At 70.9% G+C, this 25,723-nt stretch carries 24 protein-coding genes; 8 read left to right on the forward strand and 16 right to left on the reverse strand.

The features are described 5' to 3' along the window. The first annotated feature begins 4 nt into the window (after positions 1–4). Complete coding sequence (gene cseB / locus OG379_RS17755; protein WP_405663921.1) at positions 5–715, forward strand: two-component system response regulator CseB; 711 nt, start codon at positions 5–7, stop codon at positions 713–715. Next, a complete protein-coding gene (gene cseC / locus OG379_RS17760) occupies positions 712–2,034 on the forward strand; it encodes a two-component system sensor histidine kinase CseC (protein ID WP_405663924.1) in 1,323 nt (440 codons plus the stop codon). The genes cseB and cseC overlap by 4 nt, the downstream gene beginning before the upstream one ends. 82 nt (positions 2,035–2,116) lie before the next feature. Here cseC and OG379_RS17765 read toward each other — a convergent pair whose 3' ends face one another. Next, positions 2,117–3,709, reverse strand: coding sequence for an MDR family MFS transporter (locus tag OG379_RS17765; RefSeq protein WP_405663926.1), 1,593 nt, complete (start codon positions 3,707–3,709; stop codon positions 2,117–2,119). Positions 3,710–3,845: 136 nt separating this feature from the next. Here OG379_RS17765 and OG379_RS17770 point away from each other — a divergent pair, with 136 nt between their 5' ends. Further along, positions 3,846–4,430, forward strand: a complete 585-nt coding sequence (locus OG379_RS17770) for a TetR/AcrR family transcriptional regulator (RefSeq protein WP_405663929.1) — start codon at positions 3,846–3,848, stop codon at positions 4,428–4,430. A 20-nt stretch (positions 4,431–4,450) separates the two neighbouring features. Here the strand turns inward: OG379_RS17770 and OG379_RS17775 are convergent, their stop codons facing one another. Continuing rightward, positions 4,451–5,173 carry a M23 family metallopeptidase gene (locus OG379_RS17775; RefSeq protein WP_393755893.1) on the reverse strand — a complete coding sequence of 241 codons (723 nt, stop codon included), beginning with the start codon at positions 5,171–5,173 and terminating at the stop codon, positions 4,451–4,453. A 453-nt stretch (positions 5,174–5,626) separates the two neighbouring features. Here OG379_RS17775 and OG379_RS17780 point away from each other — a divergent pair, with 453 nt between their 5' ends. Both OG379_RS17780 and OG379_RS17785 read left to right on the forward strand, forming a co-directional pair. Beyond that, positions 5,627–5,980, forward strand: a complete 354-nt coding sequence (locus tag OG379_RS17780) for a trypco2 family protein (RefSeq protein ID WP_405663932.1) — start codon at positions 5,627–5,629, stop codon at positions 5,978–5,980. Then, complete coding sequence (locus OG379_RS17785) at positions 5,977–9,237, forward strand: NACHT domain-containing protein (protein WP_405663935.1); 3,261 nt, start codon at positions 5,977–5,979, stop codon at positions 9,235–9,237. The genes OG379_RS17780 and OG379_RS17785 overlap by 4 nt, the downstream gene beginning before the upstream one ends. A 76-nt stretch (positions 9,238–9,313) precedes the next feature. Here OG379_RS17785 and OG379_RS17790 read toward each other — a convergent pair whose 3' ends face one another. Further along, a complete protein-coding gene (locus OG379_RS17790) occupies positions 9,314–11,839 on the reverse strand; it encodes an ATP-dependent Clp protease ATP-binding subunit (protein ID WP_393755900.1) in 2,526 nt (841 codons plus the stop codon). A 440-nt stretch (positions 11,840–12,279) separates the two neighbouring features. On the opposite strand from OG379_RS17790, the gene OG379_RS17795 reads away from it, so the two are divergent. Beyond that, on the forward strand, positions 12,280–12,864 hold the full coding sequence (locus OG379_RS17795; RefSeq protein ID WP_405663938.1) for an SCO3374 family protein: 585 nt from the start codon (positions 12,280–12,282) through the stop codon (positions 12,862–12,864). Here the strand turns inward: OG379_RS17795 and OG379_RS17800 are convergent. From OG379_RS17800 to OG379_RS17845, 10 genes are all read right to left on the reverse strand, one after another. Continuing rightward, on the reverse strand, positions 12,843–13,178 hold the full coding sequence (locus tag OG379_RS17800) for an Lsr2 family protein (protein ID WP_073750230.1): 336 nt from the start codon (positions 13,176–13,178) through the stop codon (positions 12,843–12,845). The two genes, OG379_RS17795 and OG379_RS17800, sit on opposite strands and share 22 nt — an antisense overlap. 144 nt (positions 13,179–13,322) lie before the next feature. Beyond that, on the reverse strand, positions 13,323–13,820 hold the full coding sequence (locus OG379_RS17805) for an amino-acid N-acetyltransferase (protein WP_104791746.1): 498 nt from the start codon (positions 13,818–13,820) through the stop codon (positions 13,323–13,325). A gap of 129 nt (positions 13,821–13,949) precedes the next feature. Next, positions 13,950–14,384: a BlaI/MecI/CopY family transcriptional regulator gene (locus OG379_RS17810; protein WP_405663941.1), complete on the reverse strand. Its 435-nt coding sequence runs from the start codon at positions 14,382–14,384 to the stop codon at positions 13,950–13,952. A gap of 102 nt (positions 14,385–14,486) precedes the next feature. Then, entirely contained in the window at positions 14,487–14,666 is a 180-nt protein-coding gene (locus OG379_RS17815; protein ID WP_104786906.1) for a hypothetical protein, read from the reverse strand. A 65-nt stretch (positions 14,667–14,731) separates the two neighbouring features. Next, positions 14,732–15,328, reverse strand: coding sequence for a hypothetical protein (locus OG379_RS17820; protein WP_405668565.1), 597 nt, complete (start codon positions 15,326–15,328; stop codon positions 14,732–14,734). A 139-nt stretch (positions 15,329–15,467) separates the two neighbouring features. Then, complete coding sequence (locus tag OG379_RS17825) at positions 15,468–16,265, reverse strand: type III pantothenate kinase (protein WP_031091045.1); 798 nt, start codon at positions 16,263–16,265, stop codon at positions 15,468–15,470. Continuing rightward, positions 16,265–17,314: a carboxylating nicotinate-nucleotide diphosphorylase gene (gene nadC, locus OG379_RS17830; RefSeq protein WP_405663943.1), complete on the reverse strand. Its 1,050-nt coding sequence runs from the start codon at positions 17,312–17,314 to the stop codon at positions 16,265–16,267. The genes OG379_RS17825 and nadC overlap by 1 nt, the downstream gene beginning before the upstream one ends. A gap of 2 nt (positions 17,315–17,316) precedes the next feature. Then, on the reverse strand, positions 17,317–19,083 hold the full coding sequence (locus OG379_RS17835) for an L-aspartate oxidase (RefSeq protein ID WP_405663946.1): 1,767 nt from the start codon (positions 19,081–19,083) through the stop codon (positions 17,317–17,319). Further along, on the reverse strand, positions 19,080–20,093 hold the full coding sequence (gene panC / locus OG379_RS17840) for a pantoate--beta-alanine ligase (RefSeq protein ID WP_405663948.1): 1,014 nt from the start codon (positions 20,091–20,093) through the stop codon (positions 19,080–19,082). The genes OG379_RS17835 and panC overlap by 4 nt, the downstream gene beginning before the upstream one ends. Then, a complete protein-coding gene (locus OG379_RS17845) occupies positions 20,090–21,064 on the reverse strand; it encodes a Rossmann-like and DUF2520 domain-containing protein (protein WP_405663950.1) in 975 nt (324 codons plus the stop codon). Before OG379_RS17845 ends, panC begins: the two co-directional genes overlap by 4 nt. A gap of 166 nt (positions 21,065–21,230) precedes the next feature. Between OG379_RS17845 and OG379_RS17850 the strand changes: the two genes are divergently transcribed. Then, positions 21,231–22,397, forward strand: coding sequence for a threonine aldolase family protein (locus OG379_RS17850; protein ID WP_405663952.1), 1,167 nt, complete (start codon positions 21,231–21,233; stop codon positions 22,395–22,397). On the opposite strand, the gene OG379_RS17855 is transcribed toward OG379_RS17850, so the two are convergent. Next, positions 22,388–22,546, reverse strand: coding sequence for a hypothetical protein (locus OG379_RS17855; protein ID WP_405663955.1), 159 nt, complete (start codon positions 22,544–22,546; stop codon positions 22,388–22,390). The genes OG379_RS17850 and OG379_RS17855 overlap by 10 nt on opposite strands. 104 nt (positions 22,547–22,650) lie before the next feature. Between OG379_RS17855 and OG379_RS17860 the strand changes: the two genes are divergently transcribed. Further along, complete coding sequence (locus tag OG379_RS17860; protein ID WP_393756501.1) at positions 22,651–23,763, forward strand: DUF5937 family protein; 1,113 nt, start codon at positions 22,651–22,653, stop codon at positions 23,761–23,763. Between the two features lie 54 nt (positions 23,764–23,817). Here the strand turns inward: OG379_RS17860 and OG379_RS17865 are convergent, their stop codons facing one another. Both OG379_RS17865 and OG379_RS17870 read right to left on the reverse strand, forming a co-directional pair. Continuing rightward, the gene (locus tag OG379_RS17865; RefSeq protein ID WP_405663957.1) at positions 23,818–24,492 is read right to left on the reverse strand and encodes a response regulator; all 675 of its coding nucleotides are present in this window, start codon (positions 24,490–24,492) and stop codon (positions 23,818–23,820) included. A gap of 19 nt (positions 24,493–24,511) precedes the next feature. Then, positions 24,512–25,720, reverse strand: coding sequence for a sensor histidine kinase (locus OG379_RS17870; RefSeq protein WP_405663959.1), 1,209 nt, complete (start codon positions 25,718–25,720; stop codon positions 24,512–24,514). Positions 25,721–25,723 lie beyond the last annotated feature (3 nt).

Genomic DNA, 25,723 nt, shown 5'->3' on the forward strand with positions numbered 1-25,723 from the left:
CGCCATGGCCGATACCCATGTCCTCTTCGTCGAGGACGACGACGTGATCCGTGAGGCCACCCAGCTCGCACTGGAGCGGGTCGGCTTCACGGTCACCGCGGTGCCAGACGGCCTGCTGGGCCTGGAGGCCTTCCGGGGGGACCGTCCGGACATCGCGCTGCTGGACGTGATGGTGCCGGGCCTCGACGGCGTCAGCCTGTGCCGGCGTATCCGCGACGAGTCGACCGTGCCCGTGATCATGCTGTCGGCGCGTGCCGACGCGATCGATGTGGTGCTCGGCCTGGAGGCGGGGGCCGACGACTACGTCACCAAGCCGTTCGACGGTGCGGTGCTCGTCGCCCGCATCCGCGCCGTGCTGCGGCGCTTCGGCCACGCCGCCGGCTCGGGCGGGTCGCCCGACGGGGCCGGTGGCGCGCAGGACGAGGCGAGCGGTGTGCTGGTCTTCGGCGACGTGGAGATCGACACGGAGGGCATGGAGGTACGCCGAGGGGGCGCGCACGTGGGTCTGACACCGACGGAGATGCGGCTGCTGCTGGAGTTCTCCTCGGCGCCCGGCACCGTGCTCTCCCGGGACAGGCTGCTGGAGCGGGTCTGGGACTACGGCTGGGGCGGGGACACCCGCGTCGTCGACGTCCATGTGCAGCGGCTGCGCACCAAGATCGGGCAGGACCGGATCGAGACGGTCCGCGGCTTCGGCTACAAGCTGCGCGCATGAGGCGGCTGGCGCTGCGGACCGGGGTCCGCTGGAAGATCAGCATCGCGATCGCCGCGGTCGGCGCGCTCATCGCGCTGGCGCTGAGCCTCGTCGTCCACAACGCGGCCCGCGTCTCGATGCTGGAGAACGCGCGCGAGGTTCAGCTGGAGCGGCTGCTGTTCGCCCAGCGGCTGTACGAGGCGACGAACACGAAGAAGCCGTCGCCGAAGTTCGGCGCCAAGATCAACGACCCGTCGCTGCCGGCGAGCCTGCGCAGCCGGATCCAGGACAACCGGCGCGCCACCCATGTCGACGAGTACGACGACGGGGTGCCCGACGTCTGGGCGGCCGTCCCCCTGGCCAACGGCGACGTCCTGTCCCTGCACACCCGCTTCGCCGACCGCAGCGCCACAGTCATGGGCGACCTGGACAGGGCCCTGATCATCGGCTCGGTCTCGGTCGTCTTCGGCGGCTGCGCGCTGGGCGTCCTGATCGGCGGCCAGCTGTCCCGGAGGCTGCGCAAGGCGGCGGCAGCGGCCGGCAAGGTCGCCCAGGGCAATACGGAGGTACGCGTACGGGAGGCGGTCGGCGGGGTCGTACGGGACGAGACCGACGAGCTGGCCCGGGCGGTGGACGCGCTCACGGACGCGCTGAACGAGCGGATCGAGGCGGAGCGCCGGGTCACCGCCGACATCGCGCACGAGCTGCGCACCCCGGTGACCGGGCTGCTCACGGCGGCCGAGCTGCTCCCCCCGGGACGGCCCACGGAGCTCGTACGGGACCGGGCGCAGGCGATGCGGACCCTGGTCGAGGACGTCCTGGAGGTGGCCACGCTGGACGGCGCCTCGGAGCGTGCCGAGCTCCAGGAGCTGCAGCTCGGCGAATTCGTCAGCCGGCGGGTCCGGCTGCTGGATCCGGAGATCACGGTCCGGGTGGTGCACGAGTCCTGGGTGTCAACGGATCCGCGACGGCTGGAACGCATCCTGGGCAATCTGCTGGGGAACGCCGCCAAGCACGGGGCGGCCCCGGTCGAGGTCACGGTCGAGGGCCGGGTGGTGCGGGTCCGCGATCACGGGCCCGGGTTCCCCGAGACGCTGCTGCGGGAGGGGCCGAGCCGGTTCCGTACCGGGAGCAGCGACAGGTCCGGGCGCGGCCACGGCCTGGGGCTGACCATCGCCGCGGGGCAGGCGCGGGTGCTGGGGGCGAGGCTGACGTTCCGCAACGCGGGGCCCGCCGGGCGCGGGGACACCGGCGGTGCGGTCGCCGTGCTGTGGCTGCCCGAGCACGCGCCGACGAACACCGGAAGTTTCCCCGTCCTGCGGCAGGCGGAATCGGGCTGACGGGACGCGTAATCGGGCTGACGCGACAGGGGTGGGCCCCGGAGACGTGGTGTCCCCGGGGCCCACCCCTGTCAGGGGCCGCTCAGGCGCTCTGCGGCGCCTTGGCCGCCGCGGGCCGAGCGGGCGCCGTCCCGTCGCCGTCCGAGGGAGCGTCCGGCATCGCGGTGCCGCGCAGCGGGACCTCCTTGACGAACAGCGCCGCCACCAGGGCCACCACCGCGACCGAGCCGCCCACCAGGAAGGCGATGTGGGTGCCGGAGGCCACCGCGTACTCGTACGCCTCTCGCATCGCGGTCGGCAGCTTCGCCAGGCTGGCGGCGTCCAGCTGTGCGGACTTCTCGGTGGCTCCCCCGCCGCCGCGCGCCGCCATCTCGTCCTGCACACGGCCGGTGAACAGGGCGCCCATGATCGCGACGCCGAAGGAGCTGCCGAGCGTACGGAAGAGCGTGGTCGTGGACGAGGCCACGCCCATGTCCTTGAGCTCGACGCTGTTCTGGGCGACGAGCATCGTGATCTGCATCAGGAAGCCCATGCCCGCACCGAGCACCGCCATGTAGATGCCGGACGTCAGGCGCGTGGTGCCGGTGTCCATGACGGAGAGCAGGAACAGACCGGCGACCATGAGGAGGCTGCCCACGATCGGGAAGATCTTGTACTTGCCGGTGCTGGTGGTGATCCGGCCGGCGACCAGCGAGACGATCATCATCGCGAGCAGCATGGGCAGGAGCAGCAGTCCGGAGTTGGTCGCGGACGCACCCTGGACCGACTGCTGGAACAGCGGCAGGAAGAGCACCGCGCCGAACATCACGAAGCCCGCCATGAAGCCGACCAGGGACATGAGGGTGAAGTTGCGGTTGCGGAAGATGTGGAGCGGCACGATCGGTTCGGCGGCCTTCGTCTCGACGAAGAGGAAGCCGACGAGGGAGGCGACGCCGAGCGCGATGAGCTCCATGATCACGGCTGAGCCCCAGGCGTACTCCGTACCGCCCCAGGTGGTGACCAGCACGATCGCGGTGATGCCGACGGTGAGGAGCGCGGCACCCAGGTAGTCGACCTTCGCCTTCCGGCGCTCCTTGCGGGGCAGGTGCAGCACGGCGGTGACCATGGCGAGCGCGACGGCGCCGAGCGGCAGGTTGATGTAGAAGCTCCAGCGCCAGCCCAGGTGGTCGGTGATGGTGCCGCCGACCAACGGTCCGCCGATCATGGCGATCGCCATCACGCCGGCCATCATGCCCTGGTACTTGCCGCGCTCCCGGGGCGGTACGAGATCGCCGATGATGGCCATGACGCCCACCATGAGGCCACCCGCTCCGAGGCCCTGGACGGCCCGGAATCCGATCAGCTGGCTCATGTCCTGGGACATTCCGCTCAGCACCGAACCGACCAGGAAGATCACGATGGACGTGAGGAAGATGCCCTTGCGTCCGTACATGTCGCCGAGCTTGCCCCAGATGGGCGTGGAGGCCGCGGTGGCCAGGGTGTAGGCGGTGACCACCCAGGACAGATGCTCCATTCCGCCCAGATCGCCGACGATCGTGGGCATCGCGGTGCCCACGATCAGGTTGTCGAGCATGGCCAGCAGCATCGCGATCATCAGCGCGAGGACCACCACCCGGACGCTGCGCGGCTGTGGTTCCGCTTTCCCGCCCGCCGTCGCTTTCTTGAGTTCTGCCATGCCGTCCGCTCCCCTGATCCCCTGATGCCCTGTCTGCCGCCGATCCGGCACTTACTTGCCGCCCGGCTAGTTGGCTACACTGAGGAAAGTAGACCCGTAACTAGCCGGGCGTCAAGTAAGTTATTGGGAGAGTCGAATGAGCAGCACGCCGCAGCCGCGCCGGGGCAACACCCGTCAGCGCATCCAGGACGTCGCTCTGAAGCTCTTCGCCGAACAGGGTTACGAGAAGACCTCGCTCCGCGAGATCGCCGAGCAGTTGCAGGTCACCAAGGCGGCGCTGTACTACCACTTCAAGACCAAGGAAGACATCCTCATCAGCATCTTCGAGGATCTGAACAGGCCTGTGGAGGAGATCGTCGCCTGGGGCCAGGGGCAGCCGCGCACCCTGGAGACGAAGAAGGAGATCCTGGTCCGCTACAGCGAGGCGCTCAAGGCGGCGGCGCCGCTCTTCGTCTTCATGCAGGAGAACCAGGCGACGGTGCGCGAGCTCAGCATCGGCCACACCATGAAGCACCGGGTCATGGCCCTGGTGGATCTGATCAAGGATCCCGACGCCCCGCTCACCGACCAGGTGCGCTGCTTCACCGCGCTCTTCGCGATGCACGCCGGGATAATGGCCCTCAACGACGCCGAAGGCGACCCCGACGAGAAGCGCAAGGCTGCTCTCGAGGTCGCCATCGAGCTGGTGACCAGGGCCCATGACCCGGGGCCCGCCGCTTAGCGGCTACGGGGAGTCGTGCGTCAGACCTTGACGTGCACGGACTTCAGGTACGAGACCGGGTTCAGCGCGGAACCGTAGTCGGGCGAGGTGCGGATCTCGAAGTGCAGGTGCGGGCCGCTGGAGTTACCGGTGTTGCCGGACCTGGCGATCTCGTCGCCCGTCTTCACGCGGTCACCGACGTTGACCTCGATCTTCGACAGGTGCGCGTACTGCGAGTACTTGCCGTTGGCGTGCTTGATCACGATGGCGTTGCCGTACGCGGGACCGTCACCGCCGCCGTTCGGGCCTGCCTTGACGACCCGGCCGGTGTGCGCGGCCTCGACCTTGGTACCGATCGGCACCGCGAAGTCCTGGCCGGAGTGCTTGTGGGCCCAGCGGTCGCCGCCGGTGCCGTAGGTGGCGCTCAGGACGTAGTGGTCGACCGGGGCCTCCCACGAGGCGGCCTTCTTCTTGGCCGCGGCCTTCTTCTTCGCGGCCGCCTTCTTGGCGGCCTCGGCCTTCTCGGCCTTGTCGGCCTTCGCCTTCGCGGCGGCCTTGCTCTGGGCGGTCGCCTGCTGGGCGACGGAGTCGGCGGTGGCCGCGCCGGCGAGGGCCGCGGTGTCCGCGGTGCCCGTCGTGCCGGACGCGAACGCCGCGCCCGCGCCGAACACCATCGACGCACCCAGGCCGGCGGCCACGACGGCGCCACTGACGCGGGGCATGGACGGGCGGCGGGAGTGCTGGAACGTAACGCGCTTCGACATGCGGGGAGAACCTCCGGGGGTGACTGGACCCGGTGCTCGACCGGGCTTGCTCCACCTTGGTAACCCGCACCCCCGACAACACTCAAACACCCCATCTACGATCAAAAGCCGTAGCCGAGGGGGTGGGAATTCATCGCGGCCACCCGCCCGGAGACCGTGGATGATCTTCGGGATATTTTCCGCGAAGTGGGTTTAACCCCAGTTCCAAAGTCGCCCTTCCGGCGCATGAGCCAGCAATACGGTCATATTCACCCAAATGCTGAAAGTCTCCTCGCGGGTGGGCCGAAGGTCCTGCGGCCGCCCACCCCGACTTCTCCGAAGGCGCCTAGTAGGCCTCCGAGGGCCTGTGCGCCTTGTCACCGCCGGTGGGCCGGAAGCCTGCCCGTTTCGGGACCTTCGGCCCCCGCCCTGGCTACGCTGTCCGGGCACACGCCCAGAACCCCGGGGGGACAGATGGACGACGACACCACCCATGACCTCGACGGCATCGAGCTCGCCGACGCCGTCGAGTCGATCCGCAACCAGCTCGTCGACGCGGCGGCCCGCGCCACCGGCAGGCCCCTCGCCTTCGCCGTCGGCGACATCCAGATGGAGTTCACCCTCGAACTCCGCAGGGAGCACAAGGCCGGTGGCAAGGTGAAGGCCTGGGTCGTCGAAGCGGGGGCCGACACCTCGCGGTCCACCGGAAGCACGCACAAGGTCGGCTTCACCCTGACCCCGCGCAACACCGTGACCGGGGAGGCCTGGGAGATCGGCGACGAGGAGCCGGGGAGCACCGCACACTTCGGCGGTGCGGCCGGCTCGTGAGGGCGCCGCACCCCGCGGACCGCACCGTCGTCGTCTCCGGCGCCCTCCAGGGCAGCGGGGTCCTGCTCACCGACCGGCTGGTGCTGACCTGCGCCCATGTGGTGAGGAGCAGCAACGGGTGCCACGTCGCCCATCCGGACGTCGCGGGCCCCGTCCCGGCCACGGTGGCCTGGATCGACCACGACCTCGACGCCGCCCTGCTCCAGACCGCGAGCCCGGTCCTTCCGGTGGGCCCGGCCCGGCTCGGCCTGGTGGACACCCGGCAGGCCATCGACCGCTGCGAGATCACCGGGTTCCCCCGCATCCAGCGGTACGGCGCCGAGAAGCACGCGGAGGCCGACCAGTACACGGCGACGGTCCTGCCCATGGCGGGCCGGATGCGCAATCTGCTGGTCTGCGATCTCGACGGACCGCCCGCCGTCGGGCCCGGCCAGGAGTCCTCCCCGCTCGCGGGGCTCTCCGGCGGGCCCGTCTTCGCAGGTGACGTCCTGCTCGGGATCGCCCGTCAGGTACCCCGGCAGCGGGGCGACAGGCGCGTCGAGTGCGTACCGCTGGGTCCCGTACTCGAGGCGAAGCCGTTCCGGCTGGTCTACGAGCAGAGCGGCACCCCGCTCCGCCACGAGAGGATCCACGGACACTTCCCCCGGGACCTCCGGTACGAGGAGGAGTACGCGGCCTCCCTCGGCGCCGCCTACCGGCGTACGAAGATCTTCGGACTGGACGAGCTGGGCCGGCACGACTCGGAATGGGACCTGGACACGGCCTACCTGAGCCTGGAGGCGCGGGCCCCTGACCAGGCCCTCCACTCTCCGGACCCCCAGCGCGTCGACGCGCTCCTCGCCGACCGCCCCCGGGTCCTGCTCCGGGGCGACGCGGGTGCCGGGAAGACCACGCTGCTCTGGTGGCTGGCCGCCCATGCCTCGGCCCGCACCCTGAGCGACTCGCTGGAGCCGCTCAACGGCCTCGTCCCCTTCGTGGTCCCGCTCCGGACCCTGCGCGCCCGGGGCGGTACCTTTCCGGCCCCCTCCCAGCTCTCCGGCGCGGCCGGTCTGGTGATCGACGAGGCCCCCGACGGCTGGGCCGGCCGCGTACTGGAGGCCGGCCGGGCACTCCTGCTGGTGGACGGTCTGGACGAGGTACCTCCGGAGGACCGGGAACGGGCCCACACCTGGCTGTCCCGGCTCCTGCTTCGCTACCCGGACACACGCTGCGTCGCCACGGTCCGCCCGCTGGCCGTCGAGCCGGACTGGCTCGGCCCGGAGGGCTTCGAGGAACTGCGGCTCCTGCCGATGCGTGACGGGGACATCCAGTCGTTCGTGGCGTCCTGGCACGAGGCGGCGCGGCTGGACAGCTACGACCACGAGGCACTGGACGAGCTGGAACGCGACCTCTCCCACCAGTTCACCGAGAACGCCGCACTGCGCGATCTCGGTCGCACCCCTCTGCTCTGTGCGGTGATCTGCGCCCTGCACCGCCGGCGTCAGGGCAGTCTGCCCGCCACGCGCTGGAAGCTGTACAGCTCGTCGCTGGACATGCTGCTCGGCAACCGTGACGAACGGCGCAGGATCGAGAGCCCCGAGGGCATCTCGATGGACGTGGAGGAGCAGACGCAGCTGCTCCAGCGCATCGCGGTGTGGCTCGTGCGGGAAGGCCAGTCGGAGTTCTCCCGTGAACAGGCCCTGCACCAGGTCGACCGCACGCTGACCGGCATGACACGCGTACGGGAGCAGGGTTCGGCGGAAACCGTCCTGACCCATCTGCTGAACCGCAGCGGACTGCTCCAGGAACGCTCCTTCACCACCTACCAGTTCGCGCACCGCACCTTCCAGGATTTCCTGGCTGCCAAGGAGCTCGTCGAGGACGACCATCTGGGCGAGCTCCTGCGGCATGCCCCCGACGAACAGTGGCAGGACGTCATCCTGCTCGCGGCCGGCCACTGCGGACGCCGACAGCTGCCCGTCCTCGTGCACGGTCTGCTCGACTCCGCCGCGCAGACCCATTCCCTCGCCCGGGCGGAGCTCCACGTCCTCGCCGCGCTGTGTGCCCAGCACGCCGCGTGGCTGGACAGCGCCACCGCCGACCGGGTCCGGCGCTCGACCGCCGCCCTGTTCCCGCCTCGCAACTCGGTGAGAGTGGGCCTGCTGGCCCGCATGGGACCGGAAGCGCTCGCCTTTCTGCCCCGCCCCGGGGAGTACGAGGAGGAGGACGGGCAGATCGCCAAGCAGATAGTGGACCTCATCAACCGCATCGGCGGGGCCGAGGCGGTCCCCCACGCACGAGACTGGGCTCTCGCCACACCCGCGGTCGCCACCTCGCTGATGAGCTCCTGGGACCGCTACCCCGCGGCGGACTTCGCGACGCGGGTCCTCACCCGGCTCGACCTGACCAGGCTGCGGGTACACGTCAGGAACCGGGACCAGCTGGCCGCCCTGCCCCTGCTGCCCGACGTCGACCTGGTCGACTTCGTCGGGATCCTGCCGGAGTCCGAGCTCCGTACGGCCCTGCGCGGCAGACATCCGCGGCAGATCTGGATCCGCAACAACCTGGGCCTGAGGGATCTGTCGTTCCTCGAGGACAGCTCCGACCGGCTCACCGAGCTCAGGATTCACATGGCTCCGGAGGTCCGGGACCTGGGACCGCTGTCCCTTCTCGGCCGCCTGGACCAGCTGTCACTGGACGGCGCCCCGCTGACGGCATCCACCGTCGGCTCCCTTGCACCGAATCCCCGACTCCGGGACCTTTCTCTGTCCCATCTGGACATCGAACGCTTCGGCGAGATCGCTCCTCAGCCCGGTGTGGTCCGCCTCGGTGCCCGTGCCGAGCGCCGTCTCGAGATCGACTCCCTGGACGGATGGCCCCGGCTGAGGGCGCTGGACCTCGGCGGCCGCGACCTGGCGGTCGGCCCTCTTCTCGCGGCGCTCCGCGGGGCCCCTCGCGTGACGGAGCTCAGCCTGGCCTTTCCGGCTCCGGCCGATCTGGCCGGCTGCGCACCGGTCCCGTCCGTGACGACGCTGTCCTTCTTCCGGCTCCGTCTGTCGGACCTCACCGCCGAGTACCTCGGGCGCCTGCCGAGAGTCTTTCCGTCGTTGCGCGACCTCACCCTGTCGCTCGGCCTGCGCCACCTCGTCACCAGCGTCGAACGCGAGGTCCTGGTCATCGATCTCTCCCCGCTGCGGAGCCTGCCCGGGCTCACGGTCACGATCACCAGCGGCGTCCGGGTGACAGGAGCGGAAGGCATCGGTGTGCGCAAGCTGTGACCGGAACGGGAAAAGGGGCTGCCCCGGACCGAAACCGGTCCGGGGCAGCCCCTTCGACGCTCAGGCGCTATGCGCCCTACGCCTCCTTCGTCAGGTTCGGGCCGCCGCCCGCTGCCTGCTCGACCGGCGGGACGTCGGGCAGAGCCGACTTCTCCTCGCCGCGGAACGAGAACTTCTTCTCGTCCCCTTCGCCCTCGGTGCCCACGACCACGATGTGACCGGGACGCAGCTCGCCGAAGAGGATCTTCTCGGAGAGGATGTCCTCGATCTCGCGCTGGATCGTCCGGCGCAGCGGCCGGGCGCCCATCACGGGGTCGTAGCCCTTCTTCGCGAGGAGCGACTTGGCCTCGGCACTGAGCTCGATGCCCATGTCGCGGTCCTTCAGACGCTCATCCACCTTGGCGACCATGAGGTCGACGATCTGGATGATGTCTTCCTCGGTGAGCTGGTGGAAGACCACCGTGTCGTCGACACGGTTGAGGAACTCAGGCCGGAAGTGCTGCTTGAGCTCGTCGTTGACCTTGACCTTCATGCGCTCGTAGTTCGTCTTGACGTCGCCCTGGGCGGCGAAGCCCAGGTTGAAGCCCTTCGAGATGTCCCTGGTCCCGAGGTTGGTCGTCATGATGATGACCGTGTTCTTGAAGTCCACGACCCGGCCCTGGGAGTCGGTCAGACGACCGTCTTCCAGAATCTGGAGCAGGGAATTGAAGATATCGGGGTGGGCCTTCTCGACCTCGTCGAAGAGGACGACGGAGAACGGCTTGCGGCGCACCTTCTCGGTGAGCTGGCCACCCTCTTCGTAGCCCACGTAACCGGGGGGCGAACCGAAGAGGCGGGAAACCGTGTGCTTCTCGCTGAACTCCGACATGTCGAGGGAGATCAGCGCGTCCTCGTCGCCGAAGAGGAATTCGGCGAGCGTCTTGGAGAGCTCCGTCTTACCGACACCGGACGGGCCGGCGAAGATGAACGAGCCACCAGGGCGCTTCGGGTCCTTCAGACCGGCTCGCGTACGGCGGATCGCCTGCGAGAGGGCCTTGATGGCGTCCTTCTGGCCGATGACGCGCTTGTGGAGCTCGTCCTCCATGCGCAGCAGACGCGAGGACTCCTCCTCGGTCAGCTTGAAGACGGGGATGCCGGTGGCGGTCGCGAGGACTTCGGCGATGAGCTCGCCGTCGACCTCGGCGACGACGTCCATGTCGCCGGCCTTCCACTCCTTCTCCCGCTTGGTCTTCGCCGCCAGCAGCTGCTTCTCCTTGTCGCGGAGCGAAGCTGCCTTCTCGAAGTCCTGGGAGTCGATCGCCGACTCCTTGTCACGGCGGACGCCCGCGATCTTCTCGTCGAACTCGCGGAGGTCCGGCGGCGCGGTCATCCGGCGGATGCGCATCCGGGAGCCGGCCTCGTCGATCAGGTCGATCGCCTTGTCCGGCAGGAAGCGGTCCGAGATGTAGCGGTCGGCCAGGGTGGCGGCCTGGACCAGCGCCTCGTCCGTGATGGAGACCCTGTGGTGGGCCTCGTAACGGTCGCGCAGACCCTTGAGGATCTCGATGGTGTGCGGCAGCGACGGCTCCGCGACCTGGATGGGCTGGAAGCGGCGCTCGAGCGCTGCGTCCTTCTCCAGGTGCTTGCGGTACTCGTCGAGCGTCGTGGCACCGATGGTCTGGAGCTCGCCTCGCGCCAGCATGGGCTTGAGGATGCTCGCAGCGTCGATCGCGCCCTCGGCGGCGCCCGCACCCACCAGGGTGTGGAGCTCGTCGATGAACAGGATGATGTCGCCGCGGGTGCGGATCTCCTTGAGGACCTTCTTCAGGCGCTCCTCGAAGTCACCTCGGTAGCGGGAACCCGCCACCAGGGCGCCGAGGTCCAGGGTGTAGAGGTGCTTGTCCTTGAGGGTCTCGGGCACCTCGCCCTTGACGATGGCCTGGGCCAGGCCTTCGACGACCGCCGTCTTGCCGACGCCGGGCTCGCCGATGAGAACCGGGTTGTTCTTGGTACGGCGGGACAGCACCTGCATGACCCGCTCGATCTCCTTCTCGCGCCCGATGACCGGGTCGAGCTTGGACTCACGAGCGGCCTGGGTGAGATTCCGGCCGAACTGGTCGAGCACCAGGGACGTGGAGGGCGTGCCCTCCGCGGGGCCGCCCGCAGTGGCCGCCTCCTTGCCTCCCGAGTACCCGGAGAGCAGCTGGATGACCTGCTGCCGCACCCGGTTCAGGTCGGCGCCCAGCTTCACGAGGACCTGGGCTGCGACGCCCTCGCCCTCGCGGATCAGGCCGAGCAGGATGTGCTCGGTGCCGATGTAGTTGTGGCCGAGCTGAAGGGCCTCGCGGAGCGACAGCTCCAGGACCTTCTTGGCCCGGGGAGTGAAGGGGATGTGCCCGGACGGGGCCTGCTGGCCCTGACCGATGATCTCCTCCACCTGCTGGCGGACCGCCTCGAGCGAAATCCCGAGGCTCTCCAGGGCCTTAGCGGCGACACCCTCACCCTCGTGGATCAGGCCCAGGAGGATGTGCTCGGTGCCGATGTAGTTGTGGTTGAGCATCCGGGCTTCTTCCTGAGCCAGGACGACAACCCGCCGCGCGCGGTCGGTGAACCTCTCGAACATCGTTAATCGCTCCTCAGAGCGGTCAGGCAGTAAGGGGTCGGTCCCCTCCCTGTCCTTCCGCAGCTTAGTCCCGCAAGCGGGGACCGCTCATTTCAACTGCCGACACCCGTCTCTGCTTCCGGGCGGATCCCCGGCCCCGAACGCCGACAACTGCTCCAACCCGATGGTGCGAGACGATGTTCCCGCAGGCCAGGCAGATAGCCCTTTCGCCAGTACGCCGATGGCGAACGTGAGACGTTTTTGCCCGCGTGTCGCCCCTTCCCACTAGGGATGTCTTACCCGCACTCACTGACAGTCCATGCGGCGCACCCCCGTTTCCTCCGCTACGGGCGAACAACTTCGCGCCGCCGGGGGCTTCCGCACGCCCCCGTATCGCACACGCAGAGCAGTCGATCATGAGCGGTGCGTAACCCGGGGGCCTGTTCGGCGGTTCATCGGACATGGCTTTCCTCGTCCCGCCCCCCCGCTCGTCGCCGGAATCCGGCGACCGCGCTCAGTGGTACGCCCGTGAACTCGGCTGGGCCACGACGGGCACATCGCCGGTCCGGCTGCTGACGGGGCTCCGCTTCGACGTCCTGGAGCTGCCCGTCTCGGCGGGGCACGCGGTGCTGCGCCGGGTCGGGCGCACCGGCCCGGTGGCGCTGGCGGGGCAGCGGATGCGACTGCTGGTGGCCGCGGGCAGCGCCGACGAGCTGCCGGGTCTGCTGGACTGGCTGGAGTGGGGCGGGATCGCCCTCGATCTGTCCGCCCTCGGCACGGGTGGGCACATCACTGCCCCGGTGCCGCCCGGCGGGGCGGTGGGCTCGCCGGGGACCGCGGTCTGGCTGCGGCCCCCCGGATCGCGCCAGGAGGTGGAACGGTCACTCCCGGCCCTCGGCGGCCTCGGGAGCAGCGGTGGGGATGCTCCCGATCTCGTACGACTCGTGGACGCGGCGGCGACGGAATGCCACCGGGCCAGACTCGCTCATGCCCGGACGCACCTGTGGACCCATCGGCCGACAGGTCAGCCGTTCGCCTTCTCGTAAGCCTCACGGATCTCGGCGGGAACGCGGCCGCGGTCATTCACGTTGTGGCCGTTCTCGCGCGCCCACCTACGGATCTCGGCCGTGTCCTTGTTGCCACCGGTAACGGCGCGGCCCTTGCCACGGCCGGTCGCGGCACGGCCGCCGGTGCGGCGTCCGCTCTTGGTGTACGGCTCAAGAAGACCACGGAGCTTGTCCGCGTTGGTCGTGGTGAGGTCGATCTCGTACGTCTTGCCATCCAGAGCGAACGTCACGGTCTCGTCCGCCTCGCCACCGTCGAGGTCATCAACAAGAAGGACCTGAACCTTCTGTGCCACCGGATTTCCTTTCATCGAAAATGCAGTACGCGGAAAGGAAACCGCTTTTCCCCGGAAAACACAAACCCCTGGGAGAGGTTCAGGAGCGCAAGAGCGCGGGAAACATGCGCGATTCGGACATAGGGTTCCGGCATCTTCCGCCGTTCACAGGTGCAGAAGCATCCGGCTGTTGCCCAAGGTGTTCGGCTTCACTCGTTCGAGACCCAGGAACTCGGCGACACCCTCGTCATAGGAACGCAGCAGCTCGCTGTAGACATCTCCGTCGACCGGCGTCTCTCCGATCTCCGTGAAGCCGTGCGCGGCGAAGAAGTCGACTTCGAACGTGAGACAGAAAACCCGGCGGACACCGAGCCAGCGCGCGGTCTGCAAGAGCTTGTCCAGGACCTGGTGCCCGACTCCGGCGCCCTTGATGGCGTGGTCGACGGCGAGAGTGCGCACTTCGGCGAGGTCTTCCCACATCACGTGGAGTGCGCCGCAGCCGATGACACGGGCGTCCTCGTCGCGTTCGGCGACCCAGAACTCCTGGATGTCCTCGTAAAGCGTCACCGTCGCTTTGTCGAGCAGGATGCCTTCGGAGACGTAGCCGTCAAGGAGTCCGCGGACGGACGCCACATCGCTGGTCCTGGCGCGGCGGACGGTGATGGCCGGTCTATTTACCGACGGGCCGGTATGAACATCTGCGCGAGATCCCGTTTCCGGACCGGTACGATCTCCGGTTTGCGTCTCGGTGGGGTGCTCGGTTTGCGACTGCTCTGGGGACATCCCCCGACGCTATCGCCCGCTCTCCGGCGGCGCCTCATCGGCCGGGGCCCCGTCTTCGGGCCGGCTCTCGGCCGGTTCGGGGAAGGTGGGCACCACGACGCGCATCGCATCCCGGAGAGCTTCGCGCTGCTCCGCGGACATCATGCCGAAGAACGCGACCAGTGCTGCCGCGGGGTTGTCACTCTGCGACCATGCTTCGTTCATCAGTGCGGCCGAGTATGCGGCGCGGGTGGAGACGGCCGTATATCGATATGCCCGGCCGTCCACTTCCCGGCGTACCCAGCCCTTCTGATGGAGATTGTCCATTACCGTCATGACGGTCGTGTACGCGATGGACCGTTCCTGTTGAAGGTCCTCGAGAACTTCCCGCACGGTGACCGGGCGGTTCCATTGCCAGACCCGTGTCATCACGGTGTCTTCCAGCTCTCCCAATTGGCGAGGCACAGCGTCACCTTAGTGCTAGATGTCTGGAATGGGATAATTCAGGGACGAAAAAAGGGCGCACGGCTCCGGGGAGCCGTGCGCCCTTTCCTGCTCGGGCCCGGGTCAGGCGCCCTCGGGCCTCGGAGCCTGCCGGGCCGATTCGGCGCGGGCGAGCGCCGCGTCCACAGCGGCGTCCTCCTTGGCCTTGTTCGGGCCGCCCTGGCTCTTGATGATCGTCCTGACGAGGCCGATGAAGAAGACGGCCATCACCACGGGGGGAACGAGCGCGGATACGTAGTCCATGCCGTCCAGGGTAGCGAGCCCGGCATTCCGGCCACTCCCGGGCACCCCCCGGGCGCGTCGGCGCCTCAGGACACGGCGCGCTCCTCGGCCGGCGGAGCCGGAGCCGGCCGGCGGCGGGGCGGGAAGACCTCGGACGGCTTCGGCATCGGGCGCTCGCCGGGGGCCGGCGGCCGGGCCGGCTCGGCCGGCCGCGACGGGGGCCGGGGCCGCTCGGGCTCCTTGGCCGCCGACAGGCCGCCGCGCAGGGCCAGCGGCCGGGCGCGCGGGGCGGGCGTCGTCATGGGCACCGCGCGACCGGCCAGGCGCGCCCGCACCGAGCGCTCGGCCAGCACCTGGCAGCGCTCCAGCAGGGCCGCCGCGACCGGCCCGGCGCGCAGAGCACGCAAGGCCGCGAGATCGTCCGGGCGGGGGTCGTAGCCGGCCGCCAGGGCGTCCTGGAGGAGCTCCAGATAGCCGCTGAGCGAGCCGGGGAGCGCCTCGCGGTAGCGGGCGAGATCGGCGAGGAGGAAGGCGCGCAGCCGGCCCGCCTCGCTCACCACCTCGTCCACGCTGCCCGCGAGGCGCAGGCAGTCCTGGACATCCTCTTCCGGCAGGGGCGTGGGGTGGAGGGCGTTGGCGAGAGCACGTCGGAGCACCCGGAGCTCGTCCGCGCTGAACGCCATGCCGCCGCGTGATCCATAGGGCGTGGGCATGACGCGACAATACGTGCTAAATGGACAAAATCGGCTTAACTAACCGCTCGGCGGCGCGGCGTCGTGCTCCGCGCCGCCGGGTCGTTCCCGCAGGTGGTCGCGGGCGCGCCTACATCCGGGCGATGTTCCGCTCGTACACGAGGCGCAGCCCGATGAGGGTCAGCCAGGGCTCGTGCTCGTCGATGACGGAGGACTCACCCAACACCATCGGAGCAAGGCCGCCCGTCGCGATGACCGTGACCTCGTCGGGGTCGGCCGCCAGCTCCTTCTTCATGCGCTCGACCACGCCGTCGATCTGGCCCGCGAATCCGTAGACGATGCCGGACTGCATGGCCTCGACGGTGTTCTTGCCGATGACGCTGCGGGGCCGCGCCAGCTCGATCTTCCGGAGCTGGGCGCCCTTCACCCCGAGCGCCTCCACGGAGATCTCGATGCCCGGCGCGATCACCCCGCCCGTGTACTCGCCGCGCGCGGAGACCGCGTCGAAGGTCGTGGCCGTGCCCAGGTCGACGACGATGGCCGGGCCGCCGTAGAGCTCGACCGCGGCGACCGCGTTGATGATGCGGTCCGCGCCGACCTCCTTCGGGTTGTCGGTGAGGACCGGGACGCCGGTCTTCACGCCCGGCTCCACGAGGACCGCGGGGACATCGCCGTAATAGCGGCGGGTGACCTCGCGGAGCTCGTGCAGAACGGCGGGGACGGTCGAGCAGATCGCGATGCCCTCGATGCCGTCGCCGAGCTCGACGCCGAGCAGCGGGTGCATGCCCATCAGCCCCTGGAGGAGGACGGCGAGCTCGTCGGCGGTACGGCGGGCGTCGGTGGAGATCCGCCAGTGCTCGACGATCTCCTCGCCGTCGAACAGGCCGAGGACGGTGTGGGAGTTGCCCACGTCGATGGTGAGCAGCATCAGGCGTCGGCCCCGTCGGTCCCTGCCGCGGTGTCACGGAAGTCCAGGCCGATGTCGAGGATCGGGGAGGAGTGCGTGAGCGCGCCGACCGCCAGGTAGTCGACGCCGGCCTCGGCGTAGGCGCGGGCTGAGTCGAGGGTGAGCCTGCCCGAGGACTCCAGAACCGCACGGCCGCCGACGAGCGCGACCGCCTCGGCGGTCGCCGTCGGGGTGAAGTTGTCCAGCAGGATCAGGTCGGCGCCCGCTTCGAGCACCTCGCGGACCTGGTCCAGGGTGTCCACCTCGACCTCGATCGCGAGCTCCGGGTACGCCTTCCTGACCCGCTGGAACGCCTCGGCGACGCCGCCCGCCGCGATCACGTGGTTGTCCTTGACCAGTGCCGCGTCCACGAGGGACATGCGGTGGTTGACGCCGCCGCCGCAGCGCACGGCGTACTTCTCCAGGGCGCGCAGCCCCGGGGTGGTCTTGCGGGTGTCGCGGACCTGGGCCTTCGTGCCCTCGAGCACGTCGGCCCAGGCGCGGGTCGCCGTCGCGATGCCGGAGAGCCGGCACAGCAGGTTGAGCGCGCTGCGCTCGCCGGTGAGCAGGTCACGGGTGCGCGTGGTCACCGTGAGCAGCTTCTGGCCGGGTGCGACGCGGTCGCCGTCCTCGACGTGGCGCTCGACCTCGAACTCGTCGGTACAGACGATGGAGAGGACGGCCTCGGCGACGCGCAGACCAGCGACGACGCCGGCCTCACGCGCGGTGAAGTCGCCGGTCGCTACGGAGTCCTCCGGGACGGTCGCCACGGTGGTGACGTCCTCGCCTCCGTCGAGGTCCTCCTCGATCGCGACGTGGGCGATGTCCTCGACCTGCACCGGGTCCAGTCCGGCCTCCGCCAGGAGCTGGGCCAGGGCGGGGTCGAGTCCGCACTCCAGGCCGTCGGGGTCGTAGCCGTCACCGCAGCCGCAGCCGTCGCCGCAGCCACCACCGGACTCGGCGGGTGCGCCGATGTGGATCAGCGGTACGTCCACAGGTGTAGGGCGCGGATTCTCTTCGGGCGTGCTCACGGTTACGGCTCCTCGGGGGCGTCGGCGGGGCGGTTCAAGAGGCCTGCAGGCAGTGCGGAGTCTGCCGGGTCTCCGGGGCGTACGGGCGGGAACGCGGAAGTGTCCGTCGTGCGGACGACGGGCCGCAGGTAAGGGTCGACGCGGACGACCAGGTGGCGGCGCCAGGCGTCGTCGTCGCGCTCGGGACGGTCCTCGCGCCAGTGGCAGCCGCGGGTCTCCTCGCGCTCCCGCGCGGCGGCGACCAGCACCTGCGAGACCAGGAGGAGGTTCGTGACCTCCCACGCCTCCACCCCGGGTACGGCGTTCTTCCGACCGTCCTTCTCGGCGGCCGTCGCGGCCCGCTGGAGGGCATCCAGCTCTCCGGCCGCGACGGCGAGACTGCCGGCGGACCTGATCACTCCGGCGCCCCTGGTCATGATCCGCTGGATCGCGGTCCGCGACTCCGCGGTCAGCAGCGGGACGGTACGGGTTCCGGCGGGTTCCGCCACGGGGGTGCGCCGGGAGGCGGCCCCGGTATCGGCCCTGGGGCCGTCCACGATGTCGGCCGCGATGCGCTCGGCGAAGACCAGGCCTTCCAGGAGGGAGTTGGACGCCAGCCGGTTGGCGCCGTGCACGCCCGTGCAGGCGACCTCGCCGCAGGCGTACAGGCCCGGCACCGTCGTACGGCCCCGGAGGTCCGTACGTATGCCGCCCGAGGCGTAGTGCGCGGCGGGGGCGACCGGGATCGGCTGCGTGACCGGGTCGATGTCGTGGGCACGGCAGGCTGCCAGGATCGTCGGGAAGCGCCGCTCCCACATCTCGGCGCCGAAGTGGCGGGCGTCGAGATACATGTGCTCGGTGCCGTGCAGCTGCATCTGACGGGTGATGGCCTTGGCGACGATGTCGCGGGGGGCCAGCTCGGCCAGCTCGTGCTGCCCGAGCATGAAGCGGGTGCCGGACGCGTCGACGAGATGGGCGCCCTCGCCCCGTACCGCCTCGGACACCAGCGGCTGCTGGCCCTCGGAGTCGGAGCCGAGAAACAGGACGGTCGGATGGAACTGTACGAATTCGAGGTCCGAGACCTCGGCGCCCGCCCGCAGCGCGAGCGCCACCCCGTCGCCCGTGGAGACCGGCGGGTTGGTGGTGGCGGAGAAGACCTGGCCCATGCCACCGGTGGCGAGCACCACGGCCGGGGCCTGGACGGCGCCCACGCCGTCGTGCTGGCCCTCGCCCATGACGTGCAGGGTGACGCCCTCCGTACGGCCTTCGGCGTCCGTGATCAGGTCCAGTACCAGGGCGTTCTCGATGATGCGCAGGGCTGCCGAGCGGACCGCCTCGACCAGGGCGCGGGAGATCTCGGCACCCGTCGCGTCACCCCCCGCGTGCGCGATACGGCGGCGGTGGTGGCCGCCCTCACGGGTCAGGGCGATCGCGCCGGTGTCGGTGGTGTCGAAGTGCGCCCCGGTGTCGATCAGCCGGCGTACGGCGTCGGGCCCCTCGGTGACCAGCGCGCGCACCGCCGCCTCGTCGCAGAGGCCTGCCCCGGCGACCAGGGTGTCGTCGAGGTGCTGCTCGGGGGTGTCGCCCTCGCCGAGCGCGGCGGCGATACCGCCCTGTGCCCATCGGGTGGAGCCGTCGTCGAGGCGGGCCTTGGTGACGACCACGGTCGCGAGGCCGGCCGCGGCGCAGCGCAGTGCGGTGGTGAGACCGGCCACGCCGGAGCCGACCACGACGACGTCCGCGTCGATGGCCCAGCCGGGGGCGGGGGCGGTCAGCCGTATTCCGGTCACGTGAGGGCTCCGAGGGTCAGCGGGATGTTGTCGATGAGGCGGGTGGCTCCCACGCGTGCCGCGACGACGAGGACCGCCTCGCCGCTGACGCGGTCGTCGGGCACCTCGGTGAAGTCCGCCGGGTCCACGAGCGCCACGTAGTCGAGGGCGAGCGGCACCGCTTCTTCCGCCGCCTCGTCCAGGACGGCCCGGGCGGCGGCCAGCACCGCGGCGGGTGCGACGGTCGGCCTGGCCAGTGCCACGGCCTGGGTGTCGGCGGCCGCACGGACCTCTCCGAGCTGGTTCAGGGCGGCGGCGCGGCCCTCGCGCTCGGGGATCGTCCGGGCTCGGGCGTGCAGCGTCTGCTGGGCTACCAGCCGGTCCCGGGCGGCGAACAGGGCCCTGGGCAGGGCCAGCGCGGTCCGTCGCTCCTCGGCGGAGAGGAAGCGGTTGCGGCTGGAGAGCGCCAGGCCGTCGGGGTCGCGGACGGTCGGCACCGCGACGATGTCGGTGCCGAAGTTCAGGTCGCGCACCATGCGGCGGACGAGCGCCAGCTGCTGGACGTCCTTCTGCCCGAAGAACGCCGCGTCCGGCCGGGTGAGGTGCAGGAGCTTGGCGACGACGGTGAGCATGCCGTCGAAGTGCCCGGGACGGGCGGCGCCTTCCAGCCGCTCGCCCATGGGGCCGGCGACGATCCTGACCTGCGGCTCGCCCCCGGGGTAGACCTCGTCGACGGAGGGGGCGAAGACCGCGTCGGCCCCGGCCTCCGAGGCGACGGCGAGGTCGGCCTCCAGGGTGCGGGGGTAGCGGTCGAGGTCGGCGGCCTCGCCGAACTGGAGCGGGTTGACGAAGACGGTGACCACGACCTGGCCGTCGTGCCCCGCGGCGGCCCGCGCCGCACGGATCAGCGTGGCGTGGCCGTCGTGCAGCGCGCCCATCGTCATCACGACGGCGCGGCGTGTCCCGGCGGCCCGGCCGAGGGCGTCCAGCTCCGCGGTGGAGCGCAGCAGGGTGGCGGGTGCGGTGTTCATCGCTTCTCCCCCGGTCCGGATGCGTCAGGACCGTGTGTTCCGTTCGTTCCGTTGACGGCGTTGCTGTCGGACAGGACGCCGAGGAGGTCCTCCGCGAACTCCGGCTTGAGCAGGCCGTGGTCGAGGGCGCGGTCGGCCGTGGCGCGCGCCATGGCGAGATATCCGGCCACCGTCTGCGGCGCGTGGGCGCGCAGCTCGCGGATGTGCGCGGACACCGTCCCCGCGTCGCCACGGGCCACGGGACCGGTCAGTGCCGCGTCACCGGAGCGCAGGGCGTTGTCGAGCGCGGCCCCGAGCAGGGGGCCGAGCATCCGGTCGGGCGCGCCCACGCCGGCCTTGCGGAGCAGGTCCATGGACTGCGCGACGAGGGTGACCAGGTGGTTCGCCCCGAGGGCGAGCGCCGCGTGGTAGAGCGGCCGGGACTCCTCGGCGATCCACTCGGGCTCGCCGCCCATCTCGATGACGAGCGCCTCCGCGGCGAGCCTGAGCTCCTCGGGGGCGGTCACCCCGAAGGAGCAGCCCGCCAGCCGCTGTACGTCGACGGAGCTGCCGGTGAAGGTCATCGCCGGATGCAGGGCGAGCGGGAGGGCGCCGGCCCGCAGGGCGGGGTCGAGCACCTTCGTGCCGTACCGGCCGGAGGTGTGGACGAGCAGCTGACCCGGTCGTACGGCGCCGGTCTCGGCGAGGCCTTCGACCAGGCCGGGCAGGGCGTCGTCGGGGACGGTCAGCAGCACGAGCTCGGCGCGTGCGAGGACCTCGGCGGGGGTGACCAGGGGGACGTCGGGGAGCAGTGCGGCGGCCCGGCGCACGGATGCGTCGGAGACGCCCGACACCGCGACCGGGCGGTGCCCGGCGAGCTGCAGCGAGGCGGCGAGGGCGGGGCCGACCCGTCCCGCGCCGACCACGCCGACGGTGAGACGGGCGGGGCGGTCCCTCGCGTCGAGGGCTTCCTTGGGAATTGATGCGTTCACGCGGCGATGGCCTTCCGTTCCAGTCCGCGGGGGGTACCGGACGATTCCTCTGCATGCTACGCCAGCGTTTCGTCACGCACCCCGGCCGTCCACAGCCTGTGGATAACTTCTGGCGGGGGGAGAACCCGGGATGGGCGCCGTCAGCGGTCCGGGTGATGATCGTCCCATGGGAGACACCGAGGAGCAGAAGCAGCGACACCGCAGGCTGACCGCGTGGCAGCGGTCCGGAAAGGTGCTGGCGCGGATGTCCGCGGACCACACGCTGGCCGGCCGGCTGGCCGCACTGGCCGCCGACGCGGGCACGGTCCACGACCTGGGCGACTGGACGGACGTCTACGGCGGCGGGGTCGTCGCGGAGGCCGAGCGGCGCACGGCCGGCCTGCTGGGCATGGAAGCCGCCGCGTTCTTCCCGACCGGGACGATGGCCCAGCAGGTCGCGCTGCGCTGCTGGGCGGGGCGCACGGGCATTCCGGCCGTGGCACTGCACCCCCTCTCCCATCCGGAGGTGCACGAGCGCGGAGCGCTCACCTCGGTGAGCGGACTGCGTACGGTGCATCCGACGACCGAGCCCCGGCAGCCCACTGCGGACGAGATCCGGGACTTCCCCGAGCCGTTCGGCACGCTGATGCTGGAGCTGCCGCTGCGTGACGCCGGCTTCGTCCTCCCCTCCTGGGAGGAGCTGGAGGCCGCCGTCACCGCCGCGCGGGAGCGGGACGCGGTGGTGCATCTGGACGGGGCGCGCCTGTGGGAGTGCACGACGCACTTCGGGCGCGGCCTGCCGGAGATCGCGGCGCTCGCCGACAGTGTCTACGTGTCGTTCTACAAGTCCCTGGACGGGCTGTCCGGAGCGGTGCTCGCGGGCTCCGAGTCCCTGATCGAGGAGGCGAGGACCTGGCGCCACAGGTACGGCGGCCAGGTCTTCCAGCAGTACCCGGCCGCCCTCTCCGCCCTCCTGGGCCTGGAGCGGGAGCTGCCGAGGCTGCCGTCGTACGTGGCGCACGCGAAGGTGGTCGCCGGTGCTCTGGCGGACGGCCTCGCCGGATCGGCGGTGCCGTGGTTCCGGGTGCACCCCGAGCCGCCGCACACGCACCAGTTCCAGGTCTGGCTGCCCTACGCCGCGGACGTGCTGGACGAGGCGTCGGTGCGGCAGGCCGAGGAGACGGGCGTGACGCTCTTCCGCCGCTGGTTCGCGGCTCCGGCCGGGCCGCCCGGACTCTCGTTCACCGAGGTCACGGTGGCGGCGCAGGGGCTGGAGTGGACGGCCGGCGACGTGCGGGAAGCGGTGGCGGATTTCGTGGCGCGGCTCCAGGACGAGGCGTCGCCTCAGGAGTAGGGCGGACGGTGCGCGGCCGTCCAGACGCGGATACGCCTGCGGATGGTGCGCAGGACGTCCCGGTCGTGCGCACCGGGCGGCGGGGGCGGGCCCTCACCGTGCTGCGCGGCGCGGTAGCTGTCGAGCATGTGCTGCTGAAAGGTGTCCATGAATCCAGCCTGACCCCGGCCGGGCGGGCCCGCCCGTGGATTGACGGCCGCAGTCAAGTGACGACGGCCTCCGCCCCCGCACCCCGCACCATGGAGGGGTGAGTGTGCACATCGACATCGCCGGCCTGCCTCCCGAGCGCATCGTTTTCGAGACCTCCCCTCTCGCCGAGCTGGGGCTCGCCCTCCATGCGCTCTCCGAGCCCGGCCACCACCCCGGACTGCACGGCTGGGCGACCGCGACCTCCGCGGCCCTGGAACCGGACCTCGCGGACCGGCTCCACGAGGCAGAGTTCCTGTGGCGGAACACCTTCTCCGACGTCTTCATGCCGTTCGCCGGTGTCCGCGGCGGGGACGGCAGGACCGGCTCGACCCTCGCCGAGGACCTGGACATCCTGGACAGGCTCGACGACGAGCGGTTCGTCTCGGCCGCCCTGGAGTTCACCTGCGCGAGCCTGTACGGAACGGGAGCGCCCTCGCCGCTCACCGACGCCGGGATGCGGACCCGCGCTCTCGACATGGCGGCGGCCAGGGGCCCGAAGCAGCTCGACTTCACCCGGCAGCTGCTGGCCGACCCCGGCTCCGTGCGCGGCTGGGTCCGTCGTCTCTTCGAGGACTGCGACCAGGCCTTCTTCGCCGACACCTGGCGGCGTACCCAGGTCCAGCTGGTCGCCGACGCCCGGCACAAGACCGAGGTGCTGCGGCACAAGGGCGTCGGCGCGGCCCTGGGCGCGGTCTCGGCGGCCCTCTCGCTGGACGAGAGGACCGGCAGGATCAGCGCCGACAAGCTGACCACGGGCCGGACCGAGGCCACGGGATCGGCGGCCGGGACCGGCCTCACGCTCATCCCGACCAGCTTCGGCTGGCCGCATCTGATGGTGCTGCACGCCCCCGGCTGGCGCCCGGTGATCCACTACCCGGTGCACCGCCCCGAGCTGCCCTCCCCCGCCTCCGTCGAGCTGCTCCAGCTCCGGATGGAGGCGCTGGCCCACCCCATGCGGATGAGGCTCTGCCGCAACCTGGCCCGCTCGCCGTACACCACCGGTGAACTCGCCGACTCGCACGGCATCACGCCCCCCGAGGTATCCCGCCACCTGGCGCTGCTCAAGAAGGCCGGCCTGGTCACCACCCGCCGGCGCGGCCGGTACGTCCTGCACTCGCTGGACCTGACGGTCGTGGCACGCCTGGGCAGCGACTTCCTGGAGGGCGTGCTGCGGTGAACCGCGCGGGGTTTCCGGCCGACTCCCTTGTCCGGCCGGTCCGCTGAGGAGCGGTCAGCCCGTCCCGCCGCCGGCCCGCACCAGCCCCGTCTCGTACGCGAGGACGACGACCTGGACCCGGTCGCGCAGGCCGAGTTTGGTGAGGATGCGGCCCACGTGGGTCTTCACGGTCGCCTCGGACAGCACCAGACGGGCCGCGATCTCACCGTTCGACAACCCCTGCGCGACGAGCAGCATCACTTCGCGCTCGCGCTCGGTCAGCTTCTCGACATGCTTGTGCCGGGGTTCCTTCTTGCCGCTGGGCAGCATCGGCGAGAACCGGTCGAGCAGCCTGCGGGTCGTCGACGGGGCCACCACGGCGTCGCCGCTGTGCACCGCGCGGATGGCGGAGAGCAGCTCGCCGGGCGGCACGTCCTTGAGCATGAAACCGCTGGCGCCCGCCTTCAGACCGGAGAAGGCGTACTCGTCCAGGTCGAAGGTGGTCAGGATCAGCACCTTCGGCGGTTCGGTCCCCGCGCAGATGCGCCGGGTCGCCTCGACGCCGTCCAGCCGCGGCATGCGTACGTCCATCAGCACGACGTCGACGGCCGTGGACCGCAGGACCTCGATCGCCTCGGCCCCGTCGCCCGCCTCCGCGACGACCTCCATGTCCGGCTGGGCGGCGAGCACCATCCGGAAGCCGGTGCGCAGCAGCACCTGGTCGTCGACGAGCATTACGCGGATGGCCATGGGGTGTCCTGTCCTTCTGTCACTGGTTGGCCGGCTTGAGCGGAAGCAGCGCGCTGATCCGGAAGCCGCCGCCCTGGCGCGGGCCCGCGTCCAGCGTGCCGCCGACCATGCCGACCCGCTCCCGCATGCCGATCATTCCCTGACCCGCTCCGTCGGCGCCGCCGTCCTCGTAGAGCTCGTGCGGGGCGCCGCGGCCGTCGTCCTCGACCAGCAGGCCGAGACCGTCGTCGAAGTAGACCAGCCGCACGCTCGCCCCGGCGTCGGGGCCCCCGTGCTTACGGGTGTTGGTGAGCGCCTCCTGGACGATGCGGTACGCGGTCAGCTCGACCCCGCTCGGCAGCGGACGCGGAGTGCCCTCGATCTTGAAGTCCACCGCGAGGCCGGTCTCCCTGACCTTGCCGACGAGTTCCTCGATCTGCTCGACGTCGGGCTGGGGGACGTACTCCCCGCTCTCGGGGGAATCACCGGTCCTGAGCACTCCGAGCAGCCGCCGCATCTCGGCGAGCGCCTGGCGTCCGGTGCCGGAGATGGTCTCCAGGGCCTGCCGGGCCTGGTCGGGGGACGAGTCCATGACATACGCGGCGCCGTCCGCCTGGACCACCATCACCGAGACGTTGTGCGCGACGACGTCGTGCAGTTCGCGGGCGATACGGGCCCGTTCGGCGGCGACGGCGACCTTCGACTGCGCCTCACGCTCCCGCTCCAGCCGGGCGGCCCGCTCCTCCAGCTGGCTGAAGTAGGCCCGCCGGGTGCGTATGGAATCGCCGAGCACCCAGGCCAGGACGAAGGGCACGGTCATCATCACGACGTAGCCGAGCGACTGGGCCCAACCGCCGTACGGCGCGTCGTCGGGCCAGCGCAGCCGCGAGATCCCCGCCGCGACCAGGCTGCATCCGAGGGCGAGCCGGGACGCCCAGCGCTCCCCCACCGTGGCCACGGTGTACGTGATCACCAGCAGGGCGAAGTCCGCCACGTCCGGCCGCACCCCGAACAGCAGCTGGGCGAGCCCCATCAGGATCGCGAGCAGCAGCATCTTCTCCGGCGCACGGCGGCGCAGCGCGACCACGACGCACAGCCCGACCGCGATCGGCACCGCGGCGACGCGCTCCGGACCGCCGCCGACCTGGCCCGCCACGATGGACACGCCGGAGAACCCGAGGAGGAGGACAGCCCAGAGGATGTCGACGCCCGTCGGGTGTCTGCGGATGAAATCGTAGAAGCGCTGCACATT

The sequence above is a fragment of the Streptomyces sp. NBC_01166 genome (assembly GCF_045039765.1).
Taxonomy (GTDB): Bacteria; Actinomycetota; Actinomycetes; order Streptomycetales; family Streptomycetaceae; genus Streptomyces.